Genomic DNA, 26,450 nt, shown 5'->3' with positions numbered 1-26,450 from the left:
TCTATTCCAGGGACACAAAAGCGAAAATGGTAGAGATCGGGGTTTGCTAAAATAGAGAGATAACTATCAGGGCCCGCCGATGTTTCGCGAGTCCCTCTTTTTGTGCAATGTAAGGGTGTCATATGATCACTATTGACGGTAATGGCGCGGTTGCTTCGGTCGCATTCCGTACCAGCGAAGTTATCGCCATCTACCCAATTACGCCCAGTTCGACAATGGCTGAGCAGGCGGATGCCTGGGCCGGAAACGGGCTTAAGAACGTCTGGGGCGATACCCCTCGCGTCGTAGAAATGCAGTCGGAAGGCGGCGCCATCGCCACCGTTCACGGGGCATTACAGACCGGCGCGCTCTCGACCTCATTTACCTCATCTCAGGGCCTGCTGCTGATGATCCCAACGTTGTACAAACTGGCGGGACAGCTCACGCCGTTTGTACTCCACGTCGCCGCACGCACCATTGCTACTCATGCCTTGTCTATTTTTGGCGATCACTCTGATGTGATGGCGGTTCGCCAGACAGGCTGCGCCATGCTGAGCGCCGGTAGCGTTCAGGAAGCGCAGGATTTCGCGCTCATTTCGCAGATTGCCACGCTGAAAAGCCGCGTGCCATTTATTCATTTCTTTGATGGTTTCCGTACCTCGCATGAAATCAATAAAATTGTGCCGCTGGCGGATGACACCATTCTGAAACTGATGCCGCAGGCTGAAATTGACGCGCACCGCTCCCGCGCGCTCAATCCTGAACATCCGGTGATTCGCGGCACGTCTGCCAACCCGGATACCTACTTCCAGTCCCGTGAAGCCACGAACCCGTGGTACAACGCAGTTTATGACCACGTTGAACAGGCAATGAATGATTTCGCCGGGGCCACCGGTCGCCAGTACAAGCCGTTTGAATACTATGGCCACCCGCAGGCGGAACGCGTCATTATTCTGATGGGTTCCGCAATCGGCACCTGTGAGGAAGTGGTGGACGAGCTGCTGGCGCGCGGCGAAAAAGTGGGCGTACTGAAAGTCCGTCTGTTCCGTCCGTTCTCAGCAAAACATTTATTACAGGCGCTGCCGGAAACCGTACGTACCGTCGCCGTACTGGATCGCACCAAAGAGCCTGGCGCACAGGCCGAACCGCTGTATCTGGATGTGATGACCGCGCTGGCGGAGGCATTCAACAGCGGCGAGAGAGAAACCTTACCGCGGGTGATCGGCGGGCGCTATGGTCTCTCCTCAAAAGAGTTTGGCCCCGATTGCGTGCTGGCTGTTTTCAACGAACTGGCGAGCGCCAGACCCAAATCCCGCTTCACGGTTGGCATCTATGATGATGTCACTAATCTGTCTCTGCCCCTGCCGGAAAACACCCTGCCCGGTACAGCGAAACTGGAAGCGCTATTTTACGGTCTGGGCAGCGACGGCAGCGTTTCTGCAACCAAAAACAACATCAAGATTATTGGTAACTCCACGCCGTGGTATGCACAGGGTTACTTTGTCTATGACTCGAAGAAAGCTGGCGGCCTGACGGTCTCTCACCTGCGCGTCAGCGAGCAGCCGATTCGTTCCGCTTACCTGGTGGCGCAGGCTGATTTTGTCGGCTGCCACCAGTTGCAGTTTATTGATAAGTATCAGATGGTGGAACGTCTGAAACCAGGCGGTATTTTCCTGCTCAATACGCCGTACAACGCAGATGAAGTCTGGGCACGTCTGCCGCAGGAAGTTCAGGCGGTGCTGAACCAGAAAAAAGCGCGGTTCTTTGTGATTAACGCGGCTAAAATCGCCCGCGAATGCGGACTGGCGGCACGTATTAATACCGTGATGCAGATGGCCTTCTTCCACCTGACGCAGATTCTGCCTGGTGATAGCGCGCTAGCGGAATTACAGGGAGCGATAGCGAAAAGCTACAGCAGTAAAGGCCAGGAGCTGGTTGAGCGTAACTGGCAGGCGCTGGCGCTGGCGCGCGAATCGGTAACAGAAGTTCCGTTGCAGGCGGTGGACCCGCACAGCGCAAATCGGCCTCCGGTGGTGTCTGACGCAGCGCCCGATTTCGTTAAAACGGTTACAGCCGCCATGCTCGCCGGGCTTGGTGACGCCCTGCCCGTTTCAGCGTTGCCGCCAGACGGCACCTGGCCGATGGGGACGACCCGTTGGGAAAAACGCAACATCGCCGAAGAGATCCCTATCTGGAAAGAAGAGCTGTGTACCCAGTGTAACCACTGTGTCGCCGCCTGCCCGCACTCGGCGATCCGCGCTAAAGTGGTTTCGCCGGAAGCAATGGAGAACGCCCCGGCCAGTCTGCACTCGCTGGATGTGAAATCACGCGATATGCGTGGTCAAAAATACGTATTGCAGGTGGCGCCGGAAGACTGCACGGGTTGTAACCTGTGTGTTGAAGTTTGCCCGGCGAAAGACCGCCAGAACCCTGAAATCAAGGCCATCAACATGATGTCTCGCCTTGAGCATGTCGAAGAAGAAAAAGTGAATTATGACTTCTTCCTCAATCTGCCGGAAATCGACAAGAGCAAGCTGGAACGTATTGATATTCGCACCTCTCAGCTGATCACGCCGCTGTTCGAATACTCCGGCGCCTGCTCCGGTTGTGGTGAAACGCCGTATATCAAGCTGCTGACCCAGCTGTATGGCGACCGCATGTTAATTGCCAATGCGACCGGCTGTTCTTCTATTTATGGCGGTAACCTGCCTTCAACGCCTTACACCACCGATGCCAACGGTCGCGGCCCCGCATGGGCGAACTCGCTGTTTGAAGATAACGCCGAATTCGGTCTGGGCTTCCGCCTGACGGTTGATCAGCATCGCGTGCGCGTCATGCGCCTGCTGGAACAGTTCGCCGATCGCATCCCAACGGATTTAAACGACGCATTGCACGCCGACGCGACGCCGGAAGTTCGTCGTGAACAGGTCGCCGCATTACGCCAGCATCTGAAAGATGTCGACGGCGCGCATGAACTGTTAACCGATGCCGATGCGCTGATTGAGAAATCAATCTGGCTGATTGGCGGTGACGGCTGGGCCTACGATATTGGCTTTGGCGGTCTGGATCATGTGCTGAGCCTGACCGAGAACGTCAATATTCTGGTTCTGGACACGCAGTGTTATTCCAATACCGGCGGACAGGCGTCGAAGGCGACGCCACTTGGCGCGGTCACGAAGTTTGGCGAACACGGCAAGCGCAAAGCGCGTAAGGATCTGGGTGTGAGCATGATGATGTACGGTCATGTGTATGTCGCGCAGATCTCGCTGGGCGCGCAGTTAAATCAGACGGTGAAAGCAATCCAGGAAGCGGAAGCGTATCCGGGGCCATCGCTGATCATTGCATACAGCCCATGTGAAGAACACGGCTACGACCTGGCGCTGAGCCACGATCAGATGCGTCAGTTAACGGCTACCGGCTTCTGGCCGCTGTACCGCTTTGACCCGCGTCGCGCCGATGAGGGTAAACTGCCGCTGGCGCTGGACTCCCGTCCACCGTCAGACGCGCTGGCAGAGACGCTGCTCAACGAGCAACGCTTCCGCCGCCTGAATGCACAGCAGCCAGACGTTGCTGAACAGCTCTGGAAGGATGCGACGGCGGATCTGCAAAAACGCTATGACTTCCTTGCTCAACTGGCAGGTAAAGCAGAAAAGAGCGGTGCTGAATAATACGGCTGTTTGAGTATTCGTCAGGACGAAAAAAAGCCCGAACCAAGGTTCGGGCTTGTCAATTCATTCGCTGGAAGATCAGTACTTATCGCAATGGCCCAACGAAAAAAGCAAAATGTGACAATAAAGGCATATAACCCGCGCAGAATATCGCAACAAAATTAAATTGTATAATTTTTATTTTATATGTTTTATTAAAAAACATTCATGTCAATTATCATCATTTCTGTAGAATTATTTAATTAAGATTTTACTTAAGGCGTAACAATTCATATTTATCTCTTTACGGAACTTCTCCTTTAGCATGATTTCACTTCCCTTATGGGGAGTCACAGGTAAATAAAAAAACTAAAGGGTTATTTCAATGAAAAGAAAAGTACTGGCTCTCGTAATCCCTGCCCTGTTAGCAGCAGGCGCGGCCCACGCCGCTGAAGTTTATAATAAAGACGGCAATAAATTAGATCTCTATGGCAAAGTAGACGGTCTGCATTATTTCTCTGATGACGCAAATTCTGACGGCGATCAAACATACATGCGTATGGGTTTCAAAGGCGAAACTCAGGTTAACGATATGATCACGGGTTACGGCCAGTGGGAATATCAGGTTCAGGCTAACGGTACCGAAGGTGATAAAGGTGACTCCTGGACTCGTCTGGCATTCGCAGGTATTAAAGTCGGTGACTATGGTTCATTCGACTACGGCCGTAACTACGGCGTACTGTACGACGTGGAAGGCTGGACCGATATGCTGCCAGAATTCGGCGGCGACTCTTATACCAAAGCAGACAACTTCATGACCGGTCGTGCTAACGGCGTAGCAACCTACCGTAATACCGACTTCTTCGGTCTGGTGGATGGTCTGAGCTTTGCGCTGCAATATCAGGGTGCGAATGAAAACCAATCCGGCAGCGAAGACACGTATTCCCAGGAGGGGACAAATAACGGCGGTGACCGTAACGTGAAAAACTCCAACGGTGACGGCTTCGGTATCTCCTCAACTTACGATCTGGGTATGGGCGTCAGCTTCGGTGCGGCATATACCACTTCCGACCGAACGAATCAGCAAGCAAATCACTCTACTGCTGGCGGTGATAAAGCAGATGCGTGGACTGCTGGCCTGAAATATGACGCTAACAACATCTATCTGGCGACCATGTATTCTGAAACCCGTAATATGACTCCTTACGGTGGCTCAAACGGCAGTGATAACACCATTGCCAACAAAACCCAGAACTTTGAAGTTACAGCGCAGTACCAGTTCGACTTCGGTCTGCGTCCTGCCGTATCTTTCCTGATGTCTAAAGGTAAGGATCTGGCCGGCGGTGAAGATAAAGACCTGGTTAAATATGCTGACGTAGGCGCGACCTACTACTTCAACAAAAACTTCTCCACTTATGTTGATTACAAAATCAACCTGCTGGATGAAGACGACAGCTTCTACACTCGCAACGATATGTCTACTGACGACGTCGTTGCTCTGGGTATGGTTTACCAGTTCTAAGTCCGTCAGCCCGCTGGCAACGGCGGGCTTTTCTCATAACAACAGTGTTTTATCTATACTAAAACAATATATTTGTTGCGCTAAAACTCTCCATTGATAGATGATATATTGCATAAAGATCTGCTGTAGAGGACGCCGGCAATGAACCATCATCCCGTTAAATCATCCCGTATTGCATCCGTCGGCTATGACGAAACCTCCAGCACGCTGGAAATTCGTTTTCATCGAACCGGTACTCTGCAATATCTCGGCGTCCCGTCGCGTATTTTCCGTGATTTTCTTGTCGTGGTTTCTAAAGGCCGCTTTTATGACGGCGTGATCAAAGGGAAATTTCCAGAGCAGAAACCAAACTCACGCTAAAATGTGACTCCTGTCATTGTACATAAAGTGCCATTAAGGGTTAAACTTTAATCGGATACTTAAACAGGAGGTTTTATGAGCAGAACGATTCTTGTGCCCATCGATATTTCAGATTCAGAATTAACTCAACGCGTTATCACCCATGTTGAAGCCGAGGCAAAAATAGATGACGCAGAGGTCCATTTCCTGACCGTTATTCCGTCACTGCCCTATTACGCCTCTTTAGGCCTGGCCTACTCAGCAGAGTTACCGGCTATGGACGATCTGAAAGCCGAAGCAAAATCTCAACTGGAAGAGATTATCAAGAAGTTCAGTATTCCTGCCGACAGAGTACAGATTCATATCGCGGAGGGTTCTCCGAAAGATAAAATTCTGGAAATGGCTAAAAAATTACCGGCAGACATGGTGATTATTGCTTCTCACCGCCCGGACATCACCACGTATCTGCTGGGCTCCAACGCCGCAGCGGTCGTACGCCATGCCGAATGTTCCGTCCTGGTGGTTCGCTAAACGCATCAGCCCGCACGCCGTTGCGGGCTTTTCATATCCACTTTTCAGCCATGCACGCTTACCTGCAACCTGAGGTATAACGGGTATAAATGTGCTGACATTCTTCTCGCCAATCCGTACCATACACGCCACAGTTTTTATATCAGATTTCTTTTGCCGGTCTTTCCGGCGTGATGCATACTTTTCTGATGCCACACAATGAATTGAGCCTCTATTAAATGTCGCAAAATCAAGATATTAGCAAGAAAGAACAGTACAACCTGAACAAATTACAAAAGCGTCTGCGTCGTAACGTGGGCGAAGCGATTGCTGACTTCAATATGATCGAAGAAGGCGATCGCATCATGGTGTGCCTTTCCGGCGGGAAAGACAGCTATACCATGCTGGAAATTCTGCGTAATTTGCAGCAAAGCGCGCCCGTCAACTTTTCTCTGGTCGCCGTTAACCTTGACCAGAAGCAACCGGGTTTTCCCGAACACATTCTGCCGGAATATCTCGAGAAACTGGGCGTAGAGTATAAGATCGTTGAAGAAAACACCTATGGGATCGTTAAAGAGAAAATTCCTGAAGGCAAAACGACCTGCTCTCTGTGCTCCCGACTGCGCCGCGGTATTCTCTACCGCACCGCAACAGAACTGGGTGCAACCAAAATTGCGTTAGGCCACCACCGCGACGATATCCTGCAAACGTTATTCCTGAACATGTTCTACGGCGGGAAAATGAAAGGGATGCCGCCGAAGCTGATGAGCGATGACGGCAAACACATCGTTATCCGCCCGCTGGCCTACTGCCGCGAGAAAGATATTGAGCGTTTTTCAGAAGCCAAAGCGTTCCCGATCATTCCGTGCAACCTGTGCGGGTCGCAGCCAAACCTGCAACGCCAGGTCATCGCCGACATGCTGCGCGACTGGGATAAGCGTTATCCAGGGCGTATTGAAACCATGTTCAGCGCGATGCAGAACGTGGTGCCTTCTCATCTGAGCGATATTAATCTTTTTGATTTCAAAGGCATTAATCATGATTCCGATGTGGTAGACGGTGGTGATTTAGCCTTTGACCGCGAAGAGATCCCTCTGCAACCCGCAGGCTGGCAGCCAGAGGAAGACGATAACCAACTGGATGAACTGCGTCTGAACATCGTGGAAGTGAAGTAATTTCTGACTCAGCCGGATGGCGACGTAAACGTCTTATCCGGCCTACGATGCGCATAAGCACCTGTAGGCCGGAACGGGCATTTATTTCAATAAACGAACCCGACAGCTCTTCCCTTTTATCTTTCCGTTCTGCAATTGCTTCCAGGCTTTCTGCGCCACAGGCTGGCGAACCGCCACATAGACATGGGCCGGATGTACGGTAATTTTGCCAATATCAGCGCTATCCAGACCAATATCTCCCGTTAATGCTCCCAGCACGTCGCCCGGGCGCATTTTTGCCTTTTTACCGCCATCAATACACAGCGTCGCCATTTCAGCTTCCAGCGGTGCAACCGGAACGTTGCCCGGCAGCGTCAGCCAGTTCAGTTTAAGCTGCAACATTTCAGACAGGATATTGGCGCGCTGCGCCTCTTCCGGCGCGCAAAAACTGATCGCCAGACCGCTGTTGCCTGCACGGGCGGTACGACCAATACGGTGTACGTGAACTTCCGGGTCCCACGCCAGCTCGAAGTTTACGACCAGCTCCAGCGACTTGATATCCAGCCCACGCGCGGCGACGTCCGTCGCTACCAGTACGCGCGCGCTGCCGTTTGCAAAACGAACCAGCGTCTGGTCACGATCGCGCTGCTCAAGGTCGCCATGCAGCGATAATGCGCTCTGCCCGACAGAATTGAGTGCATCACAAACTGCCTGACAATCTTTTTTGGTATTACAGAAAACAACGCATGACGCAGGCTGATGCTGGCTCAGCAGCTTTTGCAGCAGCGGGATTTTCCCCTGCGAAGATGTTTCAAAAAACTGCTGCTCGATAGATGGCAGCGCATCCACCGAATCAATTTCAATCGTCAGTGGATTTTGCTGAACCCGACCGCTGATCGCCGCGATGGCCTCAGGCCAGGTGGCGGAAAACAGCAGAGTCTGACGGCGTGACGGCGCAAAGCGAATCACCTCGTCAATAGCGTCGCTAAAGCCCATATCCAGCATCCTGTCGGCTTCATCCATCACCAGCGTTTGCAGGGCATCCAGAGAAACGGTGCCTTTTTGCAGATGGTCAAGCAGGCGGCCCGGCGTCGCGACAATAATGTGCGGCGCATGCTGGAGAGAGTCTCGCTGCGCGCCGAAAGGTTGCCCGCCGCACAACGTCAGGATTTTGGTATTAGGCAGAAAACGCGCCAGACGACGCAGCTCCCCTGCCACCTGATCGGCCAGTTCGCGCGTAGGACAAAGCACCAGCGACTGGGTCTGGAACAGACTGGCATCAATATGCTGTAAAAGCCCGAGACCAAATGCAGCCGTTTTTCCGCTGCCGGTTTTTGCCTGCACGCGCACATCTTTTCCGGCCAGGATCGCCGGTAACGCAGCGGCCTGGACAGGCGTCATCTCAAGATAACCCAACTCGTTAAGATTCTCGAGTTGGGCGGCAGGCAGGACATTCAGAGTAGAAAAAGCGGTCACAATTTAATCTCGCGGTAAAAGACACACAGTCAGCAGGCGCGTATCCTCGCAGATCTCCGCTCTTGATGCGACAATTTAATCGGTTCTTCATCCGGCGGCGGATCTGGCATAGGTTGTGGGCGCGGGATAGGATCGGGAATCGGCACCGGATCGGTTGGTACGGAATCCGACTGGCGCGTTTGCATTTGCAACAACGTGAACAGGCTGGTCATATTACCCTCCGGTCATACAGATTGACTCTTTTAGGGTAGACGCTGATATCCCGCAGGCAAAAAAAAGCCGACTAATCTAAGTCGGCGTCGTACGAATCAATTGTGCTATGCAGTAATTCAAAAAAGGAAGTAAGACAATATGGAGCGCAACGCCCATCGCTTGACGTTGCATTCACCTGCGAGAGAGATATTGCCCCGAATGGGTAGATTGTTTATTGACTTCGCTCAAATTATGCGGCGTTTTTCTGCTCAAAGGACGATGAAAAGCGTTGTTGTTACAACCATTTACTACGATGCAACCATAAGGTAACACCACCAATCAGGACAACTAACAGAATACAGAACATAGAAAATCCAAAATGCCATGCGCCACCCGGAATTCCCCCGAGATTCACGCCGAACAATCCGGTTAAAAATGTGCTGGGCAGAAAGACCATCGCCATCAGCGACATCGTATAGGTTCTGCGTGCTAAGGACTCCTGCATGACTTGCGCAATTTCATCGGCCATCACGCCCGTGCGCGCAATACACGCGTCGATCTCATCCAGCCCCCTTCCCAGACGATCCGCGATATCCTGCATTCGACGCCGCTGATCATCATTCATCCAGGCCAGACGCTCGCTTGCCAGTCGCGCATAAACATCACGCTGAGGCGCCATGTATCGACGCATCACAATCAGTTGCTTACGCAGTAACGCCAGGAATCCACGCGGCGGGATCTGCTGATCGAGCAGATTGTCTTCCAGGTCGATAATTCTATCGTGTAATTGCTCGATAAATTCGCTGGCGTGATCCGTCAGGGCGTCACACACGTCGACCAGCCAGCCGCCGCAATCGGACGGGCCCGTCCCTTCCTGCAAGTCGCTAACCACCTCATCAAGCGCCAGAACTTTTCGCTGTCGTGTTGAGACGATAAAACGTTCATCCATATATACACGCATCGCCACTAGCTGATCTGGGCGTTCATCGGTACTGCCGTTGATGCAGCGTAAGGTGATCAGCGTGCCTTCCCCCATCCGACTGACGCGTGGGCGCGAACTCTCGCCAGCCAGCGCATCGCGTACAGAATTCGGTAACAAAGGCGTTGACGCCAGCCACTGCGCGCTGTCAGGGTGGGTGTAATTGAGATGCAACCAGCAGGGATGCTGGCTGTCGATAATATCGTCATTTTCAAGCGGTTTAATGCCGCCGCGACCATCCAGTAGCCAGGCAAAAACGGCATCCGGCACATTGACTTCCGATCCCTTGATGGCTTCCACAACGCCTCCACATTCATTTAACGCTTTTTCGTTAGTCTAGCCTTCGGCGTATGTTAAGCAATACCTCATTATCCCATTGCGCTGAAATGATTCAGAAAAGTACGGTATGGCAGGAAAGGCGCCGGCATCACCGACGCAAATGTGTTGTGCGAGACAATATGGGGTGTTCAACGGATGATAATTTACTTAATCGAAATTTATGAATTTTAGTCTGTAGATCGATAACCTTGCGTTGCATCATCAGCTTTAATATGTCGTACGGGAAAGGGTTAACCTCTTTCAGAATGATTAGCCTGAGTAATGTTTATATAAGTCGCCATCAACCTTTCTTCCTTTTTACTCGTTCACACTTATATCGACCATTGAAAAAAAACTTATCATTCGTGGATTTGTCCTGGTTCCCTGCTAGATTTATCTGCACGTCTATTGTTGTCTCCCGATTTGTGAAAAAACGCTCCATATCACTGTAAGCTGTTAATAAAAAAGCCATTCACCAATAAACCGGCAACACAGCATGTGAAGATAACGGGATTATCGATGATTGCTCACGAACTCAATGCTCTGGATTTATTAAGTTTTCCTGTCTGGATTGTTTTACCACACACAGAAGAGTTAGTTTTCGCTAATACCGCCGCACGCGAACTGACACAGGAACAGACTTTCAGCCGTCTCAGAAAGGGGATATTTTCAACTTATGCGCAAAATGAACTGCGCATGTACGTTGCTGATTTACACCACCATCACGATATTGTTGAAATTCTGACGGTCTGTCGTGATGGTAAAGAAATCGCCTTAACCTGCCGCCTCTCGGTTAAAACCCTGTCGACGCAGGGAGACGTTATTATTTTTGAAGGCATAGAGACACCTACGGCGCAAGGTCTCAAGGCCAGCCGTTCGGCAAACTATCAGCGTAAAAAACAAGGGTTTTACGCCCGTTTTTTCCTGACGAACTCCGCGCCGATGCTGTTGATAGACCCTTCGCGGGACGGTTTGATCGTCGATGCCAATCTGGCCGCACTCAATTTCTATGGCTACAGCCATGAAGCGATGTGCCAGAAACATACATGGGAAATCAACGTATTAGGCCGCCAGATCTTACCTGTTATGCATGAGATTGCCCGTCTGCCCGGCGGTCATAAGCCCTTAAACTTCGTCCATAAACTCTCTGACGGCACCACCCGGCACGTACAAACCTATGCGGGGCCCCTTGAGATATACGGCGATAAACTCATGTTATGCATCATTCATGACATTACCGAGCAAAAACGGCTGGAACAGGAGCTGGAACGCGCTGCCCTGCATGATGCGCTGACCGGCTTACTGAACCGCAGGCAATTTTATCTTCTTACTGAACAAAACCATACGCCCCATCTGTCGATGACAATGGATTACAGCCTGCTGCTAATCGATACCGATCGCTTCAAAAGCATTAACGATTTATACGGTCATTTGAAAGGCGATGAAGTGCTGTGCGCTCTGGCGCGAACGCTGGAAGCCCGCGCACGTAAAGGCGACCTGGTCTTTCGCTGGGGCGGTGAAGAATTTGTCTTGCTGCTGCCGCGAACCTCGCTGGAGGTTGCGCTTAATCTTGCAGAATCAATACGCGCCGCCGTGGCGAAAGTCTGTATTCCTGGCCTGCCCCGTTTTACCGTCAGCATCGGCGTCGCACGGCACGAATCGAATGAAAGTATTGATGAATTATTTAAGCGGGTGGACGATGCCCTGTACAAAGCCAAAAACGACGGCAGAAATCGGGTGCTGGCGGCGTAATAAACGTCACAGGCTGCCCGTAAGTAGCCTGTGAACACCCTTAACGGCTGCGTTTCGCGTGACGCTCCCAGTTTTCCTGCTTTGCCTGCGCCGTTTTACGCAACGCAACATAACACGCTCCGCTGCCGCCATGATGAGGCAGCGCCGTACAGTAAGCCTGAACGTCGTCAAATTCCGTCAGCCAACGCGCCACATAACTGCGCACAATATTGGCATGCGCGTTATCTTCCCGCCCTTTGCCATGAATGATCAGCACGTTGCGTAAACCATCCTGACGCGCCTGGCAGATGAAGCTAAACAGCATCTTGCGACATTCCTCAACCGGCTGACGAAGCAAATTGAGACTCGCCTGCTGGCTGTATTTTCCCGAACGCAGTTTGTCGAGCACGCCCTGCTGCAACCCTTCCCGGCGAAATTCCAGCGGTTCGCCCAAAGGAAGAATATCCAGAAACCCGGTAGTGAGAAAATTGTCGAGCTGGAGCGTATCGATACGCTGCGGCGCCCGTGAATTGCGCGTGGGCTGCCAGTGTACATCAGCGCAACGTTTCAACGGTTGGACATCCTCCATGGCGTCAAGAAACAGCGTTTTGTCGTCAAGGTTCATGATTCCTCCTCCAGCGCGTTAAGACAGGCACTATCATAACCGCGCGCTATTATACCGACAACGGTTTACAGTTATTTCCAATAAACGATACTGGCTCAATTATCTGGCTATGCGCATCTCACTATTTCATCCCCGGTAAAGCCACGTTTTATCCTGCGTTAACCGACAATTTCAGCGGGGCTTTTGTAAAATCAATTATGCCCTGAAAGTGGAATATCTCTTTTATAGCCGTTATAACTTTATTACCCGCTGAGGGAAAACCAGGCCGGGAAAAGGTTAAGGAAGCACTGCTGTGTAGATTTTAGGGGCTGGCGGATGTCGACAGTCCCTGTTTTTTATTCTCCTGCCGTGCTTCATTTTTTCAGCATCTTTATTTGTTCGCTTTTTCAACAAACAATGACGCTAAACGTATTATGCCCGCTTATCTTTTTAGGGGTATGGTTGCGGATATTGGTCGCATGGTATCTTGTTGAACTGCTGATGAGTCCGGGAATTATCCCGCCTGCAATGAGAGATAACGGATGCTGAGATTACTTGAAGACAATATTGCGACCCCGCTGGGGCCGTTATGGGTGATTTGCGATGAGCAATTCCGCCTGCGCGCCGTCGAATGGGAGCAACACAGCGACCGTATGGAACAGCTACTGGACATACATTATCGTTCAGAGGGATACGAGCGCATCGCCGCCAAAAATCCGGGTGGCCTGAGCGATAAGCTCACCGCGTATTTTGAGGGAAATCTCAGCATCATTGATACGCTGGAGACCGCCACCGGGGGAACACCTTTTCAGCGGGAAGTGTGGCAGGCGCTGCGCACCATCCCCTGCGGTCAGGTTATGCATTATGGTCAACTTGCCGAAAAATTAGGCCGTCCGGGAGCCGCTCGCGCCGTAGGCGCCGCTAACGGATCTAACCCGGTCAGTATCGTTGTACCCTGCCATCGCGTAATCGGGCGCAACGGGACAATGACGGGATATGCTGGCGGCGTGCAGAGAAAAGAGTGGTTATTACGCCATGAAGGGTATCTGCTGCTGTAGAAACCAGGCATTTTGTGCCTTACCCGTCACACTTTGATGTAAAGTAACCACTTATAAAGCATGGATTTTCAAAGGGATATAAATATTTCTCCTGCTTATGCCTGAATTATCCTCTATTGGGAGTAGCTCAGGCTTACGTGCTCACCAAAAAGATGTTAAAATTGACAAATATCAATTACGGCTTGAGCAGACCTATGATCCCGGAAAAGCGAATTATACGGCGCATTCAGTCTGGCGGTTGTGCTATCCATTGCCAGGATTGCAGTATCAGCCAGCTTTGCATCCCGTTCACACTTAACGAACATGAGCTTGATCAGCTTGATAATATCATCGAGCGTAAAAAGCCTATTCAGAAAGGGCAAACGCTGTTTAAAGCAGGTGATGAACTGAAATCGCTCTATGCTATCCGCTCCGGTACGATTAAAAGCTACACCATTACCGAGCAGGGCGACGAGCAAATCACTGGTTTTCATTTAGCGGGCGACCTGGTCGGCTTTGACGCGATTGGCAGCGGGCACCACCCGAGCTTTGCCCAGGCGCTGGAAACCTCAATGGTATGTGAAATCCCGTTTGAGACTCTGGACGATCTCTCCGGTAAGATGCCTAACCTACGTCAACAGATGATGCGTCTGATGAGCGGCGAGATCAAAGGCGATCAGGATATGATCCTGTTACTGTCGAAGAAAAATGCGGAAGAACGTCTGGCAGCCTTTATCTACAATCTGTCCCGTCGTTTTGCCCAGCGCGGTTTCTCTCCGCGTGAATTCCGCCTGACGATGACCCGTGGCGATATCGGTAACTACCTTGGCTTAACGGTCGAAACGATCAGCCGTCTGCTGGGGCGTTTCCAGAAAAGCGGTATGCTGGCGGTGAAAGGTAAATACATCACCATCGAAAACAGCGATGCGCTCGCAGTGCTTGCTGGTCATACTCGCAACGTTGCTTAATCTTTCCTCAAGTAAGTCAGTTATCCTTCTGTTAAATCATTAAATTTTCCTGATTTATTGGTTTGACAGAAGGAATCACACCACGTCAATAAGCTAAAGAAATCTCAAATACGTAGCCATCACTCCAGTTGGACACCACTGGCATGGTTTACGCCCTGCCAGGCCGTTTTCGGATTAACCACATTGATTCATCATGCCGGAAAAGTACAATCCGCAGCGGCTGGCAACCGTTCTATATTCGCACTATCGAACGATCGCCAGCTGGCCGCAGTTGCGTTCTTGCATACGACGCAACTGCGGCAACTCTAACACCTTGTCATTTACAATGATTATTGATTTAACTCCCCCCGAAAACAGCGGTTTGGTGGGTATAGAAAAAGTGTGACATTGATCAAAAACAAAAAAAGATTATGACAAAGGTGTATTTATATTACGTTCGCTTCTGGACTGCGGCCCGGATTGTTAAGCGGATTTTTTGATACCCAGATATTAAGAGGAGAAAGAACCATGATCACTTATGATCGTAACCATAATCCTATTACTAATGGCAGTCGGGTTATGATTAATGGGACGGGCAGAACGGGTAAAATCGTTGCCATACATTCTAACGGGTTAACTCCAGCCCAGTTACGCCGCAACAAGACCGTCGAAGTGGAAGGCTGTGAAGGCCAGTTCGAACCCGTTGAACTGATCCGTCTTGGTTCCCACTAACGATAAGAATGCCGCTATGGCGGCATTCATGAATCAAACAGATTTAATTACAGACTCTACTAAGCCGCTATTTACCCCAGGTATGCCCCGGAAGTCTGATTTTACTGATAGAAATTGTTTACATTCAATACACTGCCCTATAGAACAGCAAATTTTCCTGATTTATTGATCTGGCAGAAGGTTCCCCCCTGTTTCATTCAACATATATGGGTTACTCTTTTAATTACAAACTGCGGTGACAGTTGTAAGGAGACCCTGTATGGCTATGTATCAAAATATGCTGGTGGTCATCGACCCAAACCAGGACGATCAACCCGCATTACGACGCGCTGTTTATTTGCATCAACGGATTGGTGGCAAAATTAAAGCCTTTTTGCCGATCTATGATTTTTCCTATGAAATGACTACCCTGCTCTCGCCTGATGAGCGTACCGCGATGCGTCAGGGCGTCATCAGCCAGCGAACAGCCTGGATACGCGAACAAGCGAAATACTACATCGAAGCAGGTGTTCCCGTTGAGATAAAAGTGGTCTGGCACAACCGTCCCTTTGAAGCCATTATCCAGGAAGTGATCAGCGACGATCACGATCTGGTGCTCAAAATGGCGCACCAGCATGACCGCCTGGAAGCGGTAATCTTTACGCCGACTGACTGGCATTTGTTGCGTAAATGCCCAAGCCCGGTATGGATGGTCAAGGACCAACCGTGGCCTGAAGGCGGTAAAGCGCTGGTGGCCGTGAACCTGGCAAGCGAAGAACCTTATCACAATGCGCTGAATGAAAAGCTGGTCAAAGAAACGCTGCAACTTGCAGAACAGGTGAACCATACCGAAGTCCATCTGGTTGGCGCCTACCCCGTGACGCCCATCAATATCGCAATCGAACTGCCTGAATTTGATCCGAGCGTTTACAACGACGCGATTCGCGGTCAGCATTTGCTGGCGATGAAGGCGCTACGTCAGAAATTCAGCATTGATGAGAAAGTGACGCATGTTGAAAAAGGGTTGCCTGAAGAGGTTATCCCGGATTTAGCCGAGCACCTACAGGCGGGTATCGTTGTACTGGGTACGGTTGGTCGTACCGGGATATCTGCGGCCTTCCTGGGCAATACGGCGGAACAGGTTATCGACCATTTGCGCTGCGATCTGCTTGTAATTAAACCCGATCAGTATCAGACACCGGTCGAACTGGATGACGAAGAAGACGATTAAGCCTATTTTCGTGCCGGGTAGCGCTTATGCCTACCCGGCGAAGCCGCTCACTCACGTTACTGTTTGTCCTCACCACCGAGGAAATAGATCCCCAGCGGAATGGCCAGCAGAATGGTGAAAACCAGACTGTAGACGCAAATCATTGATGACTGGATGAAATACATCGAGGTTGTCCACTCGGACAACGGAATATCATACTGTTCGATCACGCCGCCGATAGTCGCCCGCGTAACCACTGATGCCGCAATAATAAACACCGCCAGCAGGCCCAACAGAAATTTCTTCCCCTTTGCTGTCTTCAGCTTTGTCATGATCATGGTATCGTCCTTTTGCAGATGAAAGCTCTGTTACTTGCGCGTAACAATACCATGACAATCCCCCGTTGTCTGCCACACAAGTCGTGACATAATATTCACATCGCGCGTCCCTGTCTGAAAATGCGCTACGTCTTATTCTTTTTGATCAATGACCAGCGCATTCGAAGCGGATAAAATATCTGCACCTCAGAATCTTTTAGCGTTATATCAACCATACGGGGTAGTGACAGACCAAAATGATTGCAGAATTTTTTTTCAAAAACGCGTTTAATCTGGCAATAATTTTTGGCAGTGGCGCCGCCTTACTTCTGATGAGTATTGTGTTTCGTCGTGGCGAGAAAAGAAGAAAAGGATTTATATTTCATGCCGTACAGTTCTTCGTTTATGCCCTTATCATCGGCACGCTGGGCAGTATCGCCAATAATGTTATTGAAAACTACGATCTGAAATTCATCTCTCCAAATGCCGTCGATTTTATCTGCACATCTCTGATTGCGCTGATTCTGACAATAAAACTGTTTTTACTCATCAACCGCTTTGAAAAATCACAGATCGGTAAAGGCAGAGACGTCACCAGTGCGAAGATCCTGTCTCGCATTATTAAGATCACCATTATTATCGCCATCGTTTTACTCTATGGCGAACACTTTGGCATGAGTCTGTCCGGGTTGCTGACTTTTGGCGGCATTGGCGGCATCGCTGTTGGGATGGCGGGTAAGGACATTCTGAGCAACTTTTTCTCGGGGATTATGCTCTATTTTGATCGCCCCTTTAGCATTGGCGACTGGGTCCGTTCCCCGGACAGAAATATTGAAGGCACCGTGACTGAAATCGGCTGGCGAATGACCAAAATTAACACCTTCGACCACCGCCCTTTATATGTGCCGAATTCGATTTTCTCCTCCATTAGCGTGGAGAATCCCGGCAGGATGACCAACCGACGTATTAAAACGGTGATCGGGTTACGGTATCAGGATGCCAGTAAAACAGGCGTTATTGTTGATGCGGTCAGAACGATGCTGCAAAACCACCCTGATATCGATCAGCGCCAGACGCTACTGGTCTATTTCAATGAATTTGGCGAATCATCGCTGAATATCATGGTCTATTGCTTTAGCAAAACCACCGAATGGGAAGCCTGGCTTGCGGTTCAGCAGGATGTTTACCTGAAGATTATCGACATTGTTCAGGCGAACGGCGCAGATTTTGCGTTTCCAAGCCAGACGCTTTATCTGGATAACGCCGCGTCACCGCAATCCGCAAATTAAAAAAGACGCGGTATTCCGCGTCTTTTCGCTCACTGCCGCATATTATTTGTCGTGCTTCACAATATACATTGTCCGGCTATACGCCACGTCTTCCGGGTTATTAATGGGATAACCTTTCAGCCACGGTTTGATCAAACGTCCGTTGGTATACTGGTAAATCGGCGCAATCGGCGCCTGTTCCATCAGGATTTTCTCTGCCGCATTATAGTCCGCATTGCGCGCCTTCGCCGTATTTTCTACTGTCGCCTGCGTCATGATTTTATCGTAGGCCGGGTTATTGAAGCGCGAGATATTGCCCGTATGGGTCGAGGTTAACAATGACAGGAAAGTAGACGGTTCATTGTAGTCCCCCACCCAGGAGGCGCGGATAACATCAAAATTACCGGTGTTGCGGCTGTCGATATAGGTTTTCCATTCCTGGTTTTGCAGCTTCACCTCTACGCCCAGATTCTTTTTCCACATCGAGGCGACCGCAATCGCGATTTTCTGATGATTTTCAGACGTGTTATATAACAGCGTCAATTTGAGCGGTTTCTGCGGGCCATAGCCAGCCGCAAGCAATAACGTTTTCGCCTGAGCATTGAGTTCTTCCTGGCTCATTTGTTCAAATGGCGAAGGATCGGGAGTAAAGCCTGCCGTCACGTCCGGGGTGAAACGCCAGGCCGGTTTCTCCCCGGTTCCTAACACTTTTTCCGCCATGATGCGGCGATCAATCGTCATGCTCAGCGCCAGACGAACGCGGGAATCCGCCGTCGGACCTTTTTGGGTGTTAAACGCATAATAATAGGTGCCCAACTGCGGCGGTGTGTAAACCTGCCCCGGTATATCCTTCAGCAACTTCTGATACAGATTTTTCGGGAAAGACTCGGTGATATCGATATCGCCAGCCAGATAACGTTTAGTCGCTGACGACTCCTGATTAATCGGCAGGAAAGTCACTTTTTGCAGCACCGTCTTCGCATTGTCCCAGTAGTGGGTATTGGGCACCACCACCAGTTTCTCGTTGACCACGCGATCATTCAACACATAGGCGCCATTGCCGATCAGGTTTCCGGGCTTCGTCCAGTCTTTACCGCTTTCTACATTGGCTTTCTGTACCGGGTAAAAAGCAAAGTTGGCAGTCAGGTTAACAAACCACGGCAGCGGTTTATCCAGCTGTATTTTTAGCGTGCGGGCGTCCACGGCGCTAACCCCAAGCGTATCCGGCGACGCTTTACCATCAATAATCGCCTGGGCGTTATTAATGCCAGCAAGGGCGGCAAACCAGGCAAACGGTGACAGGGTTTTCGGATCAACCAGACGTTGCCAGCTGTAGACAAAATCCTGCGCGGTCACCGGAGTGCCGTCCGACCACTTTGCGTTATTGCGCAGGGTAAACGTCCAGATCCGGTTATCATTGGTCTTCCAGCGCGTAGCGACGCCAGGAATGATTTCCCCTTTCTCATTCTGATTCACCAGACCTTCAAACAAATCGCGAATGACCTGAATCTCCGGCAGCCCAACCGCTTTTGCCGGATCTAACGACGCCGGTTCATCTTTAATATGGCGAACCAGTTCTTGCTTCTCTGCCAGTACCGTTCCGCCGGGAACATCCGCAGCGTGTGTCAGGGAGACGCTGCTAATCAACAGCGCACAACAGGTAACTGAAACAGAGTGCTTCATAAGATGCCCTTAAATGATGAAGTTAGATGACTGCGTAATTATTTGTTTCGCATGAAGGAAATGCAAACGTCTTCCTACAGAAAGTTGATATTAACCCGATATACGCATCCGCTTCCAGGAAGCCAGATGGAGGATATTGCATAGCGCGCGCAACGCGTGAAAACGATTTGATTATCTGGGCAATTTGCACAACACTGCGAGTAATAACAACAGCATTCAGAGACACTTATGACCGTTACCCGTCCTCGTGCCGAGCGCGGCGCATTTCCGCCAGGAACCGAACATTATGGGCGTTCATTGCTGGGAGCGCCGTTGATCTGGTTTCCGGCTCCGGCGGCCGATCGCGAAAGCGGCCTGATTCTGGCCGGAACGCACGGCGATGAGAACGCGTCGGTGGTGACGCTCTCGTGTGCGCTGCGTACGCTGAATCCTTCACTCCGCCGTCATCATGTGGTGCTGGCGGTGAACCCGGACGGTTGCCAGCTTGGTCTGCGCGCCAATGCCAATGGCGTCGATTTGAACCGTAATTTTCCGGCGGCGAACTGGAAAGCGGGTGAGACGGTTTATCGCTGGAACAGCAGCGCCGAGGAGCGCGATGTGGTGCTGCTTACCGGCGAACATCCGGGGTCTGAACCCGAAACCCAGGCGCTGTGTCAACTGATACACCGGGTGCATCCTGCCTGGGTGGTCTCCTTTCACGATCCTCTAGCCTGTATTGAAGATCCCAGACATAGCGAGTTAGGCGAATGGCTGGCCCGGGCATTCGAACTGCCGCTGGTCTCCAGCGTAGGTTACGAAACGCCCGGTTCGTTTGGAAGCTGGTGCGCCGACCTCAATCTGCACTGTATTACCGCAGAGTTCCCGCCGATCTCATCCGATGAGGCCAGCGAAAAGTATCTGATGGCGATGTCTACTCTGCTGCGCTGGCACCCTAAAGATGAAGTTGCCCGGTCGTAAACCGTAAAGCGGGCTCGACATCCACCGCCAGCCAGGTGGGGCCATCGAGGTCAGCAAAACGCACCTGTGGGGCCAGCGGCAACGCTGCGCTAATGGCCCTGGAGGTACACAGCATGCATCCCAGCATCAGCCCAAAACCCTGTTCTCTGGCTTCGGCGGCCAGCGCCAGCGCTTCCGTCAGACCACCGGTTTTATCCAGTTTGATATTAACCATATCGTAGCGCCCCTGTAACGCCTTCAGGCTACTGCGGGTATGGCAACTTTCATCCGCGCAGATAGGGAGCGGATGAACAAAATTTTCCAGCGCGGCGTCATCCTGCGCAGGTAACGGTTGTTCCAGCATCGCGACGCCTAAATCCGCCAGCAGCTGGCATCGCGCCGCCAGCCCTTCTGTACGCCAGGACTCGTTTGCATCCACGATTAGCGTCGCATCAGGCACGACGGAGCGAATCGCGACCATCCGTTCGCTGATCAGGCGATCGTCCAGCTTAATTTTGAGCAGTTTCGCCCCTTTTTCCCACAGTGCCGCCGCGCTGGCCGCCATCTGTTCAGGCGTACCGATCACGACAGTCTGTGCTGTTGTCTGCGTAGCGGGCAATTCAACGGCCACAAACTCCGCCAGCGTTTGCTGCTGCTGGCGAGCGCTCAGATCCCACAGCGCGCAATCGACCGCATTTCTGGCCGCACCGGCGGGCAGCAATTTTTGTAGTGCTTCGCGGGTCAGCCCCTGTTCCAGTTGCGGCGCGATACTCATGATCTGCGCCAGCACCGAGGCATCGCTTTCGCCATAACGTGGATAAGGCGTACATTCCCCTACGCCTTTTACGCCCTCTTCCTCCAGCTCCACGACCACAACATGCGCTTCGGTACGACTTCCCCGGGCAATCACAAAGGGCGTGTGCAGCGGCCAGGCCTCCTCATACACCTTAACAGATCTCATTGGTTCTCCTTTTCTCGCCGTTTTTCACGTTGCAGATGCGTGGCGGTGGATTAAACACAAATAGCGTTTGCCGTGTTAACTGCTGATGGCATAAACTAGCCACGACGTTAACTATATGTAAACAGGAAGATAACCATGTCACAAACCGTTCATTTCCAGGGCAATCCAGTCGCCGTCGCCAACACCATTCCTCAAGCTGGTAGCAAAGCACAGGCTTTTACCCTCGTGGCAAAAGATCTGTCTGACGTCACACTGGCTCAGTTTGCAGGCAAGCGCAAGGTGCTGAATATTTTCCCAAGTATTGATACCGGCGTTTGTGCGGCATCGGTACGTAAGTTTAACCAACTGGCGACAGAAATCGACAACACCGTCGTACTGTGCGTTTCTGCGGATCTGCCGTTCGCCCAGTCTCGTTTCTGCGGCGCGGAAGGTCTGAGCAACGTCATTACCCTTTCCACTCTGCGTAATCCTGACTTCCTGAAAGACTACGGCGTTGAAATCACTGAAGGCCCGCTGAAAGGTCTGGCGGCGCGTGCCGTGGTGGTCATTGATGAAAACGACAACGTCATTTTCAGCCAGCTGGTGAACGAAATCACCAACGAACCTGACTATGCTGCTGCGCTGGACGTGCTGAAAGCGTAAGACGGTAAAAAAGCCCGATGGCGCAACGCTCATCGGGCTTCTAATACTTGTGTCGTTTCTACTCTTCGCTTTTCTTCTGATTCAAACCGTATTCACGTAACTTATTGGCAATCGCGGTATGTGAGACGCCCAGGCGTTTCGCCAGTTTGCGCGTGCTCGGATAATTGCGATAAAGCTGCGTCAGCACGGAGCGTTCAAAACGGCTGGTGATCTCATCCAGCGAGCCTTCCATCGCATCTTCACCAACGGCAACGGTCGTGGCGTCGTAATCCGGCAGCAAGATATCCTGCGGACGTAATTCGTACCCTTCAAGCTGCGTCAGCGCCCGGTAGATGGCGTTTTTAAGCTGGCGCACGTTGCCCGGCCAGCCATAACGGGTTAATACGGTGCTGAGATCGGCAGAGAGTTTTGGACGCGGCACCCCCTGCTCATCGGCAAAACGCGCCACGAAAAGTTCAGTGAGCGGCATGATATCCTGCGGGCAATCACGCAGCGGCGGCAGATTGAGCGTCAGCACATTCAGACGGTAGTAGAGATCCTCGCGGAACAGCCCTTTTTGCACCAGTTCCACCAGATTCTTCTGCGTGGCGCAGATCACCCGGACATCAACGTGAACCTCATGATCCTCACCAACGCGACGGAAAGTGCCGTCGTTAAGAAAACGCAGCAATTTGGTCTGCATGCGTGGCGACATCTCACCAATCTCATCCAGCAGCACCGACCCCCCGTTGGCCTGTTCAAAGAAGCCTTTTTTACCTTCCGGCGCATGACCAAACAGTTCGCTTTCAACCGCATCTTCAGGAATGGAGGCGCAGTTCAATGCCAGATACGGTTTTGCCGCACGTGGGCTTGCCAGGTGACAGGCATGGGCGAAGAGATCTTTACCGGTTCCGGTATCGCCGGTAATCAGCAGTGGCGCGCTCAGCGTAGCCAGCTTGCGAGCCTGCTCTACGACATGCTTCATTTTCGCGCTGACGGCGATAATCTGGCTAAACGCGCTCAAATCCTGAGTCGTCAAATTCTGCAACTGACGCCCCATTCGGATGGTGGAACGTAACATAACGACAGCGCCCGTGAGCATGTACTCGTCATTTTCCCCTTGCAAATGAACCGGGGTAATCTCCATCAGGAAGTTCTGCCCATTGATCACCACATGCTCGTTGTGAGAGACCTGTGGGTTGCTCTCCAGCCAACGCTGGAAGTTGAAGCCGTTGATCAACTGCGCGGCAGTGTGATTGCGCATACGCTCCTGATTTTGTGCGAAAAGCTGACAGCTCGCGGGGTTCGCCATCTCTATTTTACTTTTCATATCCAGAGAGAGGACGGGTTCCGGCAACGCTTCGAGCAGTGCGCTCAGCGCCAGATGCTCGCGTTCAGACGGCATCCACGGCACCGTACGGACATCGGTCACGCCGGAAATGCGGCGGATCTCCGCCATCAGGCTGCTGAAGTTGGTGAACTCCAGTTCAGCAAAATTAAGGTAAATTCGCCCGATGGGGTCAATCTCAATACCGCGTAAATCAATGCTACGAAGCACCAGCAAATCGAGTAACTCGCGGGTCAGACCAAGACGGTCTTCACAAAAGACTTCCAGACGCATGGGAACTTTCACCTAAAACAATGAGCTATTAGATAGATGATAAGCCAGTATTCGATTAGCAGGAAGGATTCTGTCAACAATTATTGACAGCATGACGGAAAATTGGGCGCCGGGCCGTAAAGTTATACGGTCAGCGCCCTTCCAGCGATCAGTTTTCGCGCGGGGTTTTGCTTTTCTGCAAGGTCTCTTTGACCTGAACGATAAGCTGGCGACGAAAATCCCCCAGACGCGGCTTATCATCGTCAATCCACGGTAAGGGACGACACAGTTCCATCGCTTTAATGCCCAGACGAGCGGTTAACAGCCCGGCGCCAATACCCTGCGCCGCACGGGCAGACAAACGCGCCGCCAGATCCTGCGACATCCAGTCCATCCCGACTTCACGCACCAGCTCGCTGGCGCCCGCAAACGCAATATTGAGCAACACCAGACGAAACAGGCGCAGACGGCTGTAATACCCCAGTTCAATGCCATACAGCGTCGCAATGCGATTGATCAGTCGCAAATTTCGCCAGGCGATAAATGCCATATCCACCAACGCCAGCGGGCTGACGGCGATCATTAACGTGGATTCGGCGGCTGAACGGCTGATTTCACGTCGCGCCTGGGCATCCAGCACCGGTTGCACCAGTTGAGCGTATAAGTTGACCACTTCCCGATCGTTTTGCGTTTCGTGAATCGAAGCATACCAGCGCTGCAACGCCGGGTGAGACTGATCGATACCGGCCTGCTGCGCCAGCTTTTCGCAAAACGCACGGCCCTTTCCCGTACCGTGGCTGTGCAACAGGTCGCGCGCTTCATCCCGTTCATGCGCCCGCTGGCGTAATCGCCATAGCCGACGCCATTCTGTCGCGACCGAGCCAACGCCTGCGCCAATGATCAACGCCCCGGCGGCACAACCGCCCAGCGCCACCCAGTCCTGGGTTTGCCATGCGTTCATAGTCCATTGCACGCCCTGGCCCACAACGCTGACGCCAAACAACGCCAGTCCCCCCATCACCATCTTGCGCCACAAACTGCGTTTAGGGCGCAGTGCGGCATCAATGACCGCTTCCGCCTGTCCCTCGTCTTCCAGAGGCTCATCCACCTGCGCGGGGGCAAAAGTCTGCGCCTGCGTCTCGCTGAAGGTCTGTTGCGTTTTAAGCGTCTGGTTTTGCTCCACCTCCAGTGGACCTGCGAAATCGATACGCGGTTTTAACGGTTCGCTCATCGCAATTTGTCTCCTATTAAAAATTCCAGCGCGGCATCCAGACGAATGTGCGGCAATGGTTTGTCCACATCCATCACCTGCGGGCGAAACGCTTCAAACTGGAAACCCTGACTGTCCCAGAACGCCTGTCCCGGCAGGCGTGCAGGCACTTCGCCGGGGTACACCGTTAACGGCGTTCCGTCGCTTAAACGGTTACCGCGTAAAGCCGGGATCTTTTCACCATTCACGTCGATCAATCCACTGGTCGTCGCCTGTACGGACGCCAGTCCCAGACAATCCATGCTGATGCCTTCAAACGCCGCGTTTTGCCAGGCATCCTGAATCAGTTGCTGGAGCAAAGAGACCATATTGGCATGTTGATCGACAGTCACATGGTCTGCCTTGGTCGCCGCAAACAGCAGTTTATCAATCACCGGGGAAAAGAGTCGGCGAAATAGCGTTCGCTGACCATAGTGGAAACTCTGCATCAATTGCGTCAGCGCCAGACGCATATCGTTGAACGCCTGCGGCCCGCTGTTCAACGGTTGCAGGCAATCCACCAGTACAATCTGGCGATCAAACCGCAGGAAATGGTTTTTATAGAACCCTTTCACCACTTTTTCACAGTAGTAATTAAAGCGTTCACGCAACATTCCGGCGTTGGTGTGTTTGTCCGCCTGCGCCAGTATTGATTCGCCATGCGCATCCACATCCGGCCACGGGAAAAACTGCAACGCAGGCGCGCCCGCCATATCGCCCGGCAGCACAAAGCGGCCAGGCTGAATAAAGTGCAGCCCCTGCTGTTTACATTGGTGCAGATACGCCGTCCAGGTCGCGGCGATCTCCGCCAGGCGATTTTCATCAGCAGGCGCCAGCGGGTCCAGCCCCTGGCATAGCTGACGCCATTTGGCCGACCATTCGCCCCGCTGCCCTTGCAGTAAGCCGGTCATTTGCCGGGACCAGCTCAGGTAATCCTGCGCCAGCATCGGCAAGTCGAGCAGCCATTCGCCGGGATAATCGACAATCTCCAGGTATAACGTCGAGGTGTCTTTAAAATGGCGCAGCAAAGAATCATTGGATTTATAGCGTAACGCGAGGCGGATTTCGCTCACGCCGCGCGTTGGCGTCGGCCAGGCAGGCGGCTGGCCATAAAGCTGGGCCAGCCCTTCATCGTAGGTAAAACGCGGAATGCCAAAATCACGTTGTGGAACACGTTTCACGCCCAGCAAACGCTCCTCACGCACCGCGCTTAGCAGCGGCAGTCGCGATCCGGCATGGATGTTGAGCAGTTGGTTAACCATCGCAGTGATAAACGCGGTTTTTCCACTGCGGCTAAGTCCGGTAACGGCCAGACGTAAATGCCTGTCTACACCGCGATTAACCAGCGAGTTAAGTTCGTTTTTGAGTCGCTTCATCGCCATCCTGTTGTGCCTGAAGAGTCCATAAAAGTATAACGAGCAGGAAATAAAGATAGGGGCTGATTATTAATTATCAACTC

23 protein-coding genes are annotated in these 26,450 nt (G+C 51.9%); 13 read left to right on the top strand and 10 right to left on the bottom strand.

The genetic code is table 11. From position 1 onward, the window contains the following. Positions 1-122: 122 nt before the first annotated feature. From nifJ to ttcA, 5 genes are all read left to right on the top strand, one after another. Positions 123-3,647 carry a pyruvate:ferredoxin (flavodoxin) oxidoreductase gene (nifJ, locus tag OGV67_RS10130; RefSeq protein ID WP_115614764.1) on the top strand — a complete coding sequence of 1,175 codons (3,525 nt, stop codon included), beginning with the start codon at positions 123-125 and terminating at the stop codon, positions 3,645-3,647. 364 nt (positions 3,648-4,011) lie between these two features. Continuing rightward, positions 4,012-5,148 carry a porin OmpC gene (ompC, locus tag OGV67_RS10125; protein ID WP_047463579.1) on the top strand — a complete coding sequence of 379 codons (1,137 nt, stop codon included), beginning with the start codon at positions 4,012-4,014 and terminating at the stop codon, positions 5,146-5,148. A gap of 141 nt (positions 5,149-5,289) precedes the next feature. Next, positions 5,290-5,508: a KTSC domain-containing protein gene (locus OGV67_RS10120; RefSeq protein ID WP_012132297.1), complete on the top strand. Its 219-nt coding sequence runs from the start codon at positions 5,290-5,292 to the stop codon at positions 5,506-5,508. A 75-nt stretch (positions 5,509-5,583) separates the two neighbouring features. After that, entirely contained in the window at positions 5,584-6,018 is a 435-nt protein-coding gene (uspF, locus tag OGV67_RS10115; protein ID WP_012132296.1) for a universal stress protein UspF, read from the top strand. 218 nt (positions 6,019-6,236) lie between these two features. Continuing rightward, on the top strand, positions 6,237-7,172 hold the full coding sequence (gene ttcA, locus OGV67_RS10110; RefSeq protein ID WP_115614763.1) for a tRNA 2-thiocytidine(32) synthetase TtcA: 936 nt from the start codon (positions 6,237-6,239) through the stop codon (positions 7,170-7,172). 81 nt (positions 7,173-7,253) lie between these two features. Here ttcA and dbpA read toward each other — a convergent pair whose 3' ends face one another. From dbpA to zntB, 3 genes are all read right to left on the bottom strand, one after another. Next, on the bottom strand, positions 7,254-8,627 hold the full coding sequence (gene dbpA / locus OGV67_RS10105) for an ATP-dependent RNA helicase DbpA (RefSeq protein ID WP_200003527.1): 1,374 nt from the start codon (positions 8,625-8,627) through the stop codon (positions 7,254-7,256). A 29-nt stretch (positions 8,628-8,656) separates the two neighbouring features. Continuing rightward, entirely contained in the window at positions 8,657-8,839 is a 183-nt protein-coding gene (ynaL, locus tag OGV67_RS10100) for a proline-rich small protein YnaL (RefSeq protein WP_072025335.1), read from the bottom strand. A gap of 275 nt (positions 8,840-9,114) precedes the next feature. Continuing rightward, the gene (zntB, locus tag OGV67_RS10095) at positions 9,115-10,098 is read right to left on the bottom strand and encodes a zinc transporter ZntB (RefSeq protein ID WP_115614762.1); all 984 of its coding nucleotides are present in this window, start codon (positions 10,096-10,098) and stop codon (positions 9,115-9,117) included. A 537-nt stretch (positions 10,099-10,635) separates the two neighbouring features. Here zntB and OGV67_RS10090 point away from each other — a divergent pair. Then, complete coding sequence (locus tag OGV67_RS10090) at positions 10,636-11,868, top strand: sensor domain-containing diguanylate cyclase (protein WP_012132290.1); 1,233 nt, start codon at positions 10,636-10,638, stop codon at positions 11,866-11,868. Positions 11,869-11,908: 40 nt separating this feature from the next. Here OGV67_RS10090 and smrA read toward each other — a convergent pair whose 3' ends face one another. Further along, positions 11,909-12,472, bottom strand: coding sequence for a DNA endonuclease SmrA (smrA, locus tag OGV67_RS10085; protein WP_012132289.1), 564 nt, complete (start codon positions 12,470-12,472; stop codon positions 11,909-11,911). Positions 12,473-12,993: 521 nt separating this feature from the next. Between smrA and ogt the strand changes: the two genes are divergently transcribed. From ogt to uspE, 4 genes are all read left to right on the top strand, one after another. After that, positions 12,994-13,509, top strand: coding sequence for a methylated-DNA--[protein]-cysteine S-methyltransferase (gene ogt / locus OGV67_RS10080; RefSeq protein WP_012132287.1), 516 nt, complete (start codon positions 12,994-12,996; stop codon positions 13,507-13,509). Positions 13,510-13,703: 194 nt separating this feature from the next. Further along, positions 13,704-14,456: a fumarate/nitrate reduction transcriptional regulator Fnr gene (gene fnr, locus OGV67_RS10075; RefSeq protein WP_003020397.1), complete on the top strand. Its 753-nt coding sequence runs from the start codon at positions 13,704-13,706 to the stop codon at positions 14,454-14,456. 507 nt (positions 14,457-14,963) lie between these two features. Beyond that, positions 14,964-15,167: a putative selenium delivery protein YdfZ gene (gene ydfZ / locus OGV67_RS10070; RefSeq protein WP_024130312.1), complete on the top strand. Its 204-nt coding sequence runs from the start codon at positions 14,964-14,966 to the stop codon at positions 15,165-15,167. Between the two features lie 259 nt (positions 15,168-15,426). After that, positions 15,427-16,377, top strand: a complete 951-nt coding sequence (gene uspE / locus OGV67_RS10065; RefSeq protein WP_012132283.1) for a universal stress protein UspE — start codon at positions 15,427-15,429, stop codon at positions 16,375-16,377. Positions 16,378-16,433: 56 nt separating this feature from the next. Here uspE and OGV67_RS10060 read toward each other — a convergent pair whose 3' ends face one another. Continuing rightward, positions 16,434-16,694, bottom strand: coding sequence for a DUF2534 family protein (locus OGV67_RS10060; protein WP_012132282.1), 261 nt, complete (start codon positions 16,692-16,694; stop codon positions 16,434-16,436). A gap of 236 nt (positions 16,695-16,930) precedes the next feature. Between OGV67_RS10060 and OGV67_RS10055 the strand changes: the two genes are divergently transcribed. Continuing rightward, a complete protein-coding gene (locus tag OGV67_RS10055; protein ID WP_110494225.1) occupies positions 16,931-17,962 on the top strand; it encodes a mechanosensitive ion channel family protein in 1,032 nt (343 codons plus the stop codon). A gap of 42 nt (positions 17,963-18,004) precedes the next feature. On the opposite strand, the gene OGV67_RS10050 is transcribed toward OGV67_RS10055, so the two are convergent. Then, on the bottom strand, positions 18,005-19,624 hold the full coding sequence (locus OGV67_RS10050) for a peptide ABC transporter substrate-binding protein (protein WP_012132280.1): 1,620 nt from the start codon (positions 19,622-19,624) through the stop codon (positions 18,005-18,007). A gap of 228 nt (positions 19,625-19,852) precedes the next feature. Here OGV67_RS10050 and mpaA point away from each other — a divergent pair, with 228 nt between their 5' ends. Beyond that, entirely contained in the window at positions 19,853-20,581 is a 729-nt protein-coding gene (gene mpaA, locus OGV67_RS10045; protein ID WP_012132279.1) for a murein tripeptide amidase MpaA, read from the top strand. Here mpaA and ycjG read toward each other — a convergent pair. Next, a complete protein-coding gene (gene ycjG, locus OGV67_RS10040) occupies positions 20,556-21,521 on the bottom strand; it encodes an L-Ala-D/L-Glu epimerase (RefSeq protein WP_049008184.1) in 966 nt (321 codons plus the stop codon). The genes mpaA and ycjG overlap by 26 nt on opposite strands. Before the next feature lie 135 nt (positions 21,522-21,656). Between ycjG and tpx the strand changes: the two genes are divergently transcribed. Then, the gene (gene tpx, locus OGV67_RS10035) at positions 21,657-22,163 is read left to right on the top strand and encodes a thiol peroxidase (protein WP_012132276.1); all 507 of its coding nucleotides are present in this window, start codon (positions 21,657-21,659) and stop codon (positions 22,161-22,163) included. A 58-nt stretch (positions 22,164-22,221) separates the two neighbouring features. Here the strand turns inward: tpx and tyrR are convergent, their stop codons facing one another. The 3 genes from tyrR to OGV67_RS10020 all read right to left on the bottom strand — a co-directional run bounded on the left by tyrR (position 22,222) and on the right by OGV67_RS10020 (position 26,367). Continuing rightward, the gene (tyrR, locus tag OGV67_RS10030; RefSeq protein ID WP_012132271.1) at positions 22,222-23,763 is read right to left on the bottom strand and encodes a transcriptional regulator TyrR; all 1,542 of its coding nucleotides are present in this window, start codon (positions 23,761-23,763) and stop codon (positions 22,222-22,224) included. Between the two features lie 148 nt (positions 23,764-23,911). Continuing rightward, entirely contained in the window at positions 23,912-24,973 is a 1,062-nt protein-coding gene (locus tag OGV67_RS10025; RefSeq protein ID WP_115614761.1) for a YcjF family protein, read from the bottom strand. Then, positions 24,970-26,367: a YcjX family GTP-binding protein gene (locus tag OGV67_RS10020; RefSeq protein WP_047464077.1), complete on the bottom strand. Its 1,398-nt coding sequence runs from the start codon at positions 26,365-26,367 to the stop codon at positions 24,970-24,972. The genes OGV67_RS10025 and OGV67_RS10020 overlap by 4 nt, the downstream gene beginning before the upstream one ends. Positions 26,368-26,450: the final 83 nt, after the last annotated feature.

The organism is Citrobacter sp. CK188 (genome assembly GCF_030333525.1).
GTDB lineage: Bacteria > Pseudomonadota > Gammaproteobacteria > Enterobacterales > Enterobacteriaceae > Citrobacter_B > Citrobacter_B koseri.
Note: the sequence above shows the minus strand (reverse complement) of the source record. Positions and strands in the feature narration are given on the sequence as shown.

Excerpts from the sequence above, each read along its gene's own strand:
- OGV67_RS10060 (WP_012132282.1), bottom strand. The coding sequence starts at position 16,694 with ATGATCATGACAAAGCTGAAGACAGCAAAGGGGAAGAAATTTCTGTTG.
- uspF (WP_012132296.1), top strand. The coding sequence starts at position 5,584 with ATGAGCAGAACGATTCTTGTGCCCATCGATATTTCAGATTCAGAATTA.
- OGV67_RS10120 (WP_012132297.1), top strand. The coding sequence starts at position 5,290 with ATGAACCATCATCCCGTTAAATCATCCCGTATTGCATCCGTCGGCTAT.
- fnr (WP_003020397.1), top strand. The coding sequence starts at position 13,704 with ATGATCCCGGAAAAGCGAATTATACGGCGCATTCAGTCTGGCGGTTGT.
- ogt (WP_012132287.1), top strand. The coding sequence starts at position 12,994 with ATGCTGAGATTACTTGAAGACAATATTGCGACCCCGCTGGGGCCGTTA.
- ydfZ (WP_024130312.1), top strand. The coding sequence starts at position 14,964 with ATGATCACTTATGATCGTAACCATAATCCTATTACTAATGGCAGTCGG.
- OGV67_RS10055 (WP_110494225.1), top strand. The coding sequence starts at position 16,931 with ATGATTGCAGAATTTTTTTTCAAAAACGCGTTTAATCTGGCAATAATT.
- ttcA (WP_115614763.1), top strand. The coding sequence starts at position 6,237 with ATGTCGCAAAATCAAGATATTAGCAAGAAAGAACAGTACAACCTGAAC.
- uspE (WP_012132283.1), top strand. The coding sequence starts at position 15,427 with ATGGCTATGTATCAAAATATGCTGGTGGTCATCGACCCAAACCAGGAC.
- ompC (WP_047463579.1), top strand. The coding sequence starts at position 4,012 with ATGAAAAGAAAAGTACTGGCTCTCGTAATCCCTGCCCTGTTAGCAGCA.
- OGV67_RS10025 (WP_115614761.1), bottom strand. The coding sequence starts at position 24,973 with ATGAGCGAACCGTTAAAACCGCGTATCGATTTCGCAGGTCCACTGGAG.
- tpx (WP_012132276.1), top strand. The coding sequence starts at position 21,657 with ATGTCACAAACCGTTCATTTCCAGGGCAATCCAGTCGCCGTCGCCAAC.
- tyrR (WP_012132271.1), bottom strand. The coding sequence starts at position 23,763 with ATGCGTCTGGAAGTCTTTTGTGAAGACCGTCTTGGTCTGACCCGCGAG.
- OGV67_RS10090 (WP_012132290.1), top strand. The coding sequence starts at position 10,636 with ATGATTGCTCACGAACTCAATGCTCTGGATTTATTAAGTTTTCCTGTC.
- nifJ (WP_115614764.1), top strand. The coding sequence starts at position 123 with ATGATCACTATTGACGGTAATGGCGCGGTTGCTTCGGTCGCATTCCGT.
- mpaA (WP_012132279.1), top strand. The coding sequence starts at position 19,853 with ATGACCGTTACCCGTCCTCGTGCCGAGCGCGGCGCATTTCCGCCAGGA.
- OGV67_RS10020 (WP_047464077.1), bottom strand. The coding sequence starts at position 26,367 with ATGAAGCGACTCAAAAACGAACTTAACTCGCTGGTTAATCGCGGTGTA.
- ycjG (WP_049008184.1), bottom strand. The coding sequence starts at position 21,521 with ATGAGATCTGTTAAGGTGTATGAGGAGGCCTGGCCGCTGCACACGCCC.
- ynaL (WP_072025335.1), bottom strand. The coding sequence starts at position 8,839 with ATGACCAGCCTGTTCACGTTGTTGCAAATGCAAACGCGCCAGTCGGAT.
- OGV67_RS10050 (WP_012132280.1), bottom strand. The coding sequence starts at position 19,624 with ATGAAGCACTCTGTTTCAGTTACCTGTTGTGCGCTGTTGATTAGCAGC.
- smrA (WP_012132289.1), bottom strand. The coding sequence starts at position 12,472 with ATGAACCTTGACGACAAAACGCTGTTTCTTGACGCCATGGAGGATGTC.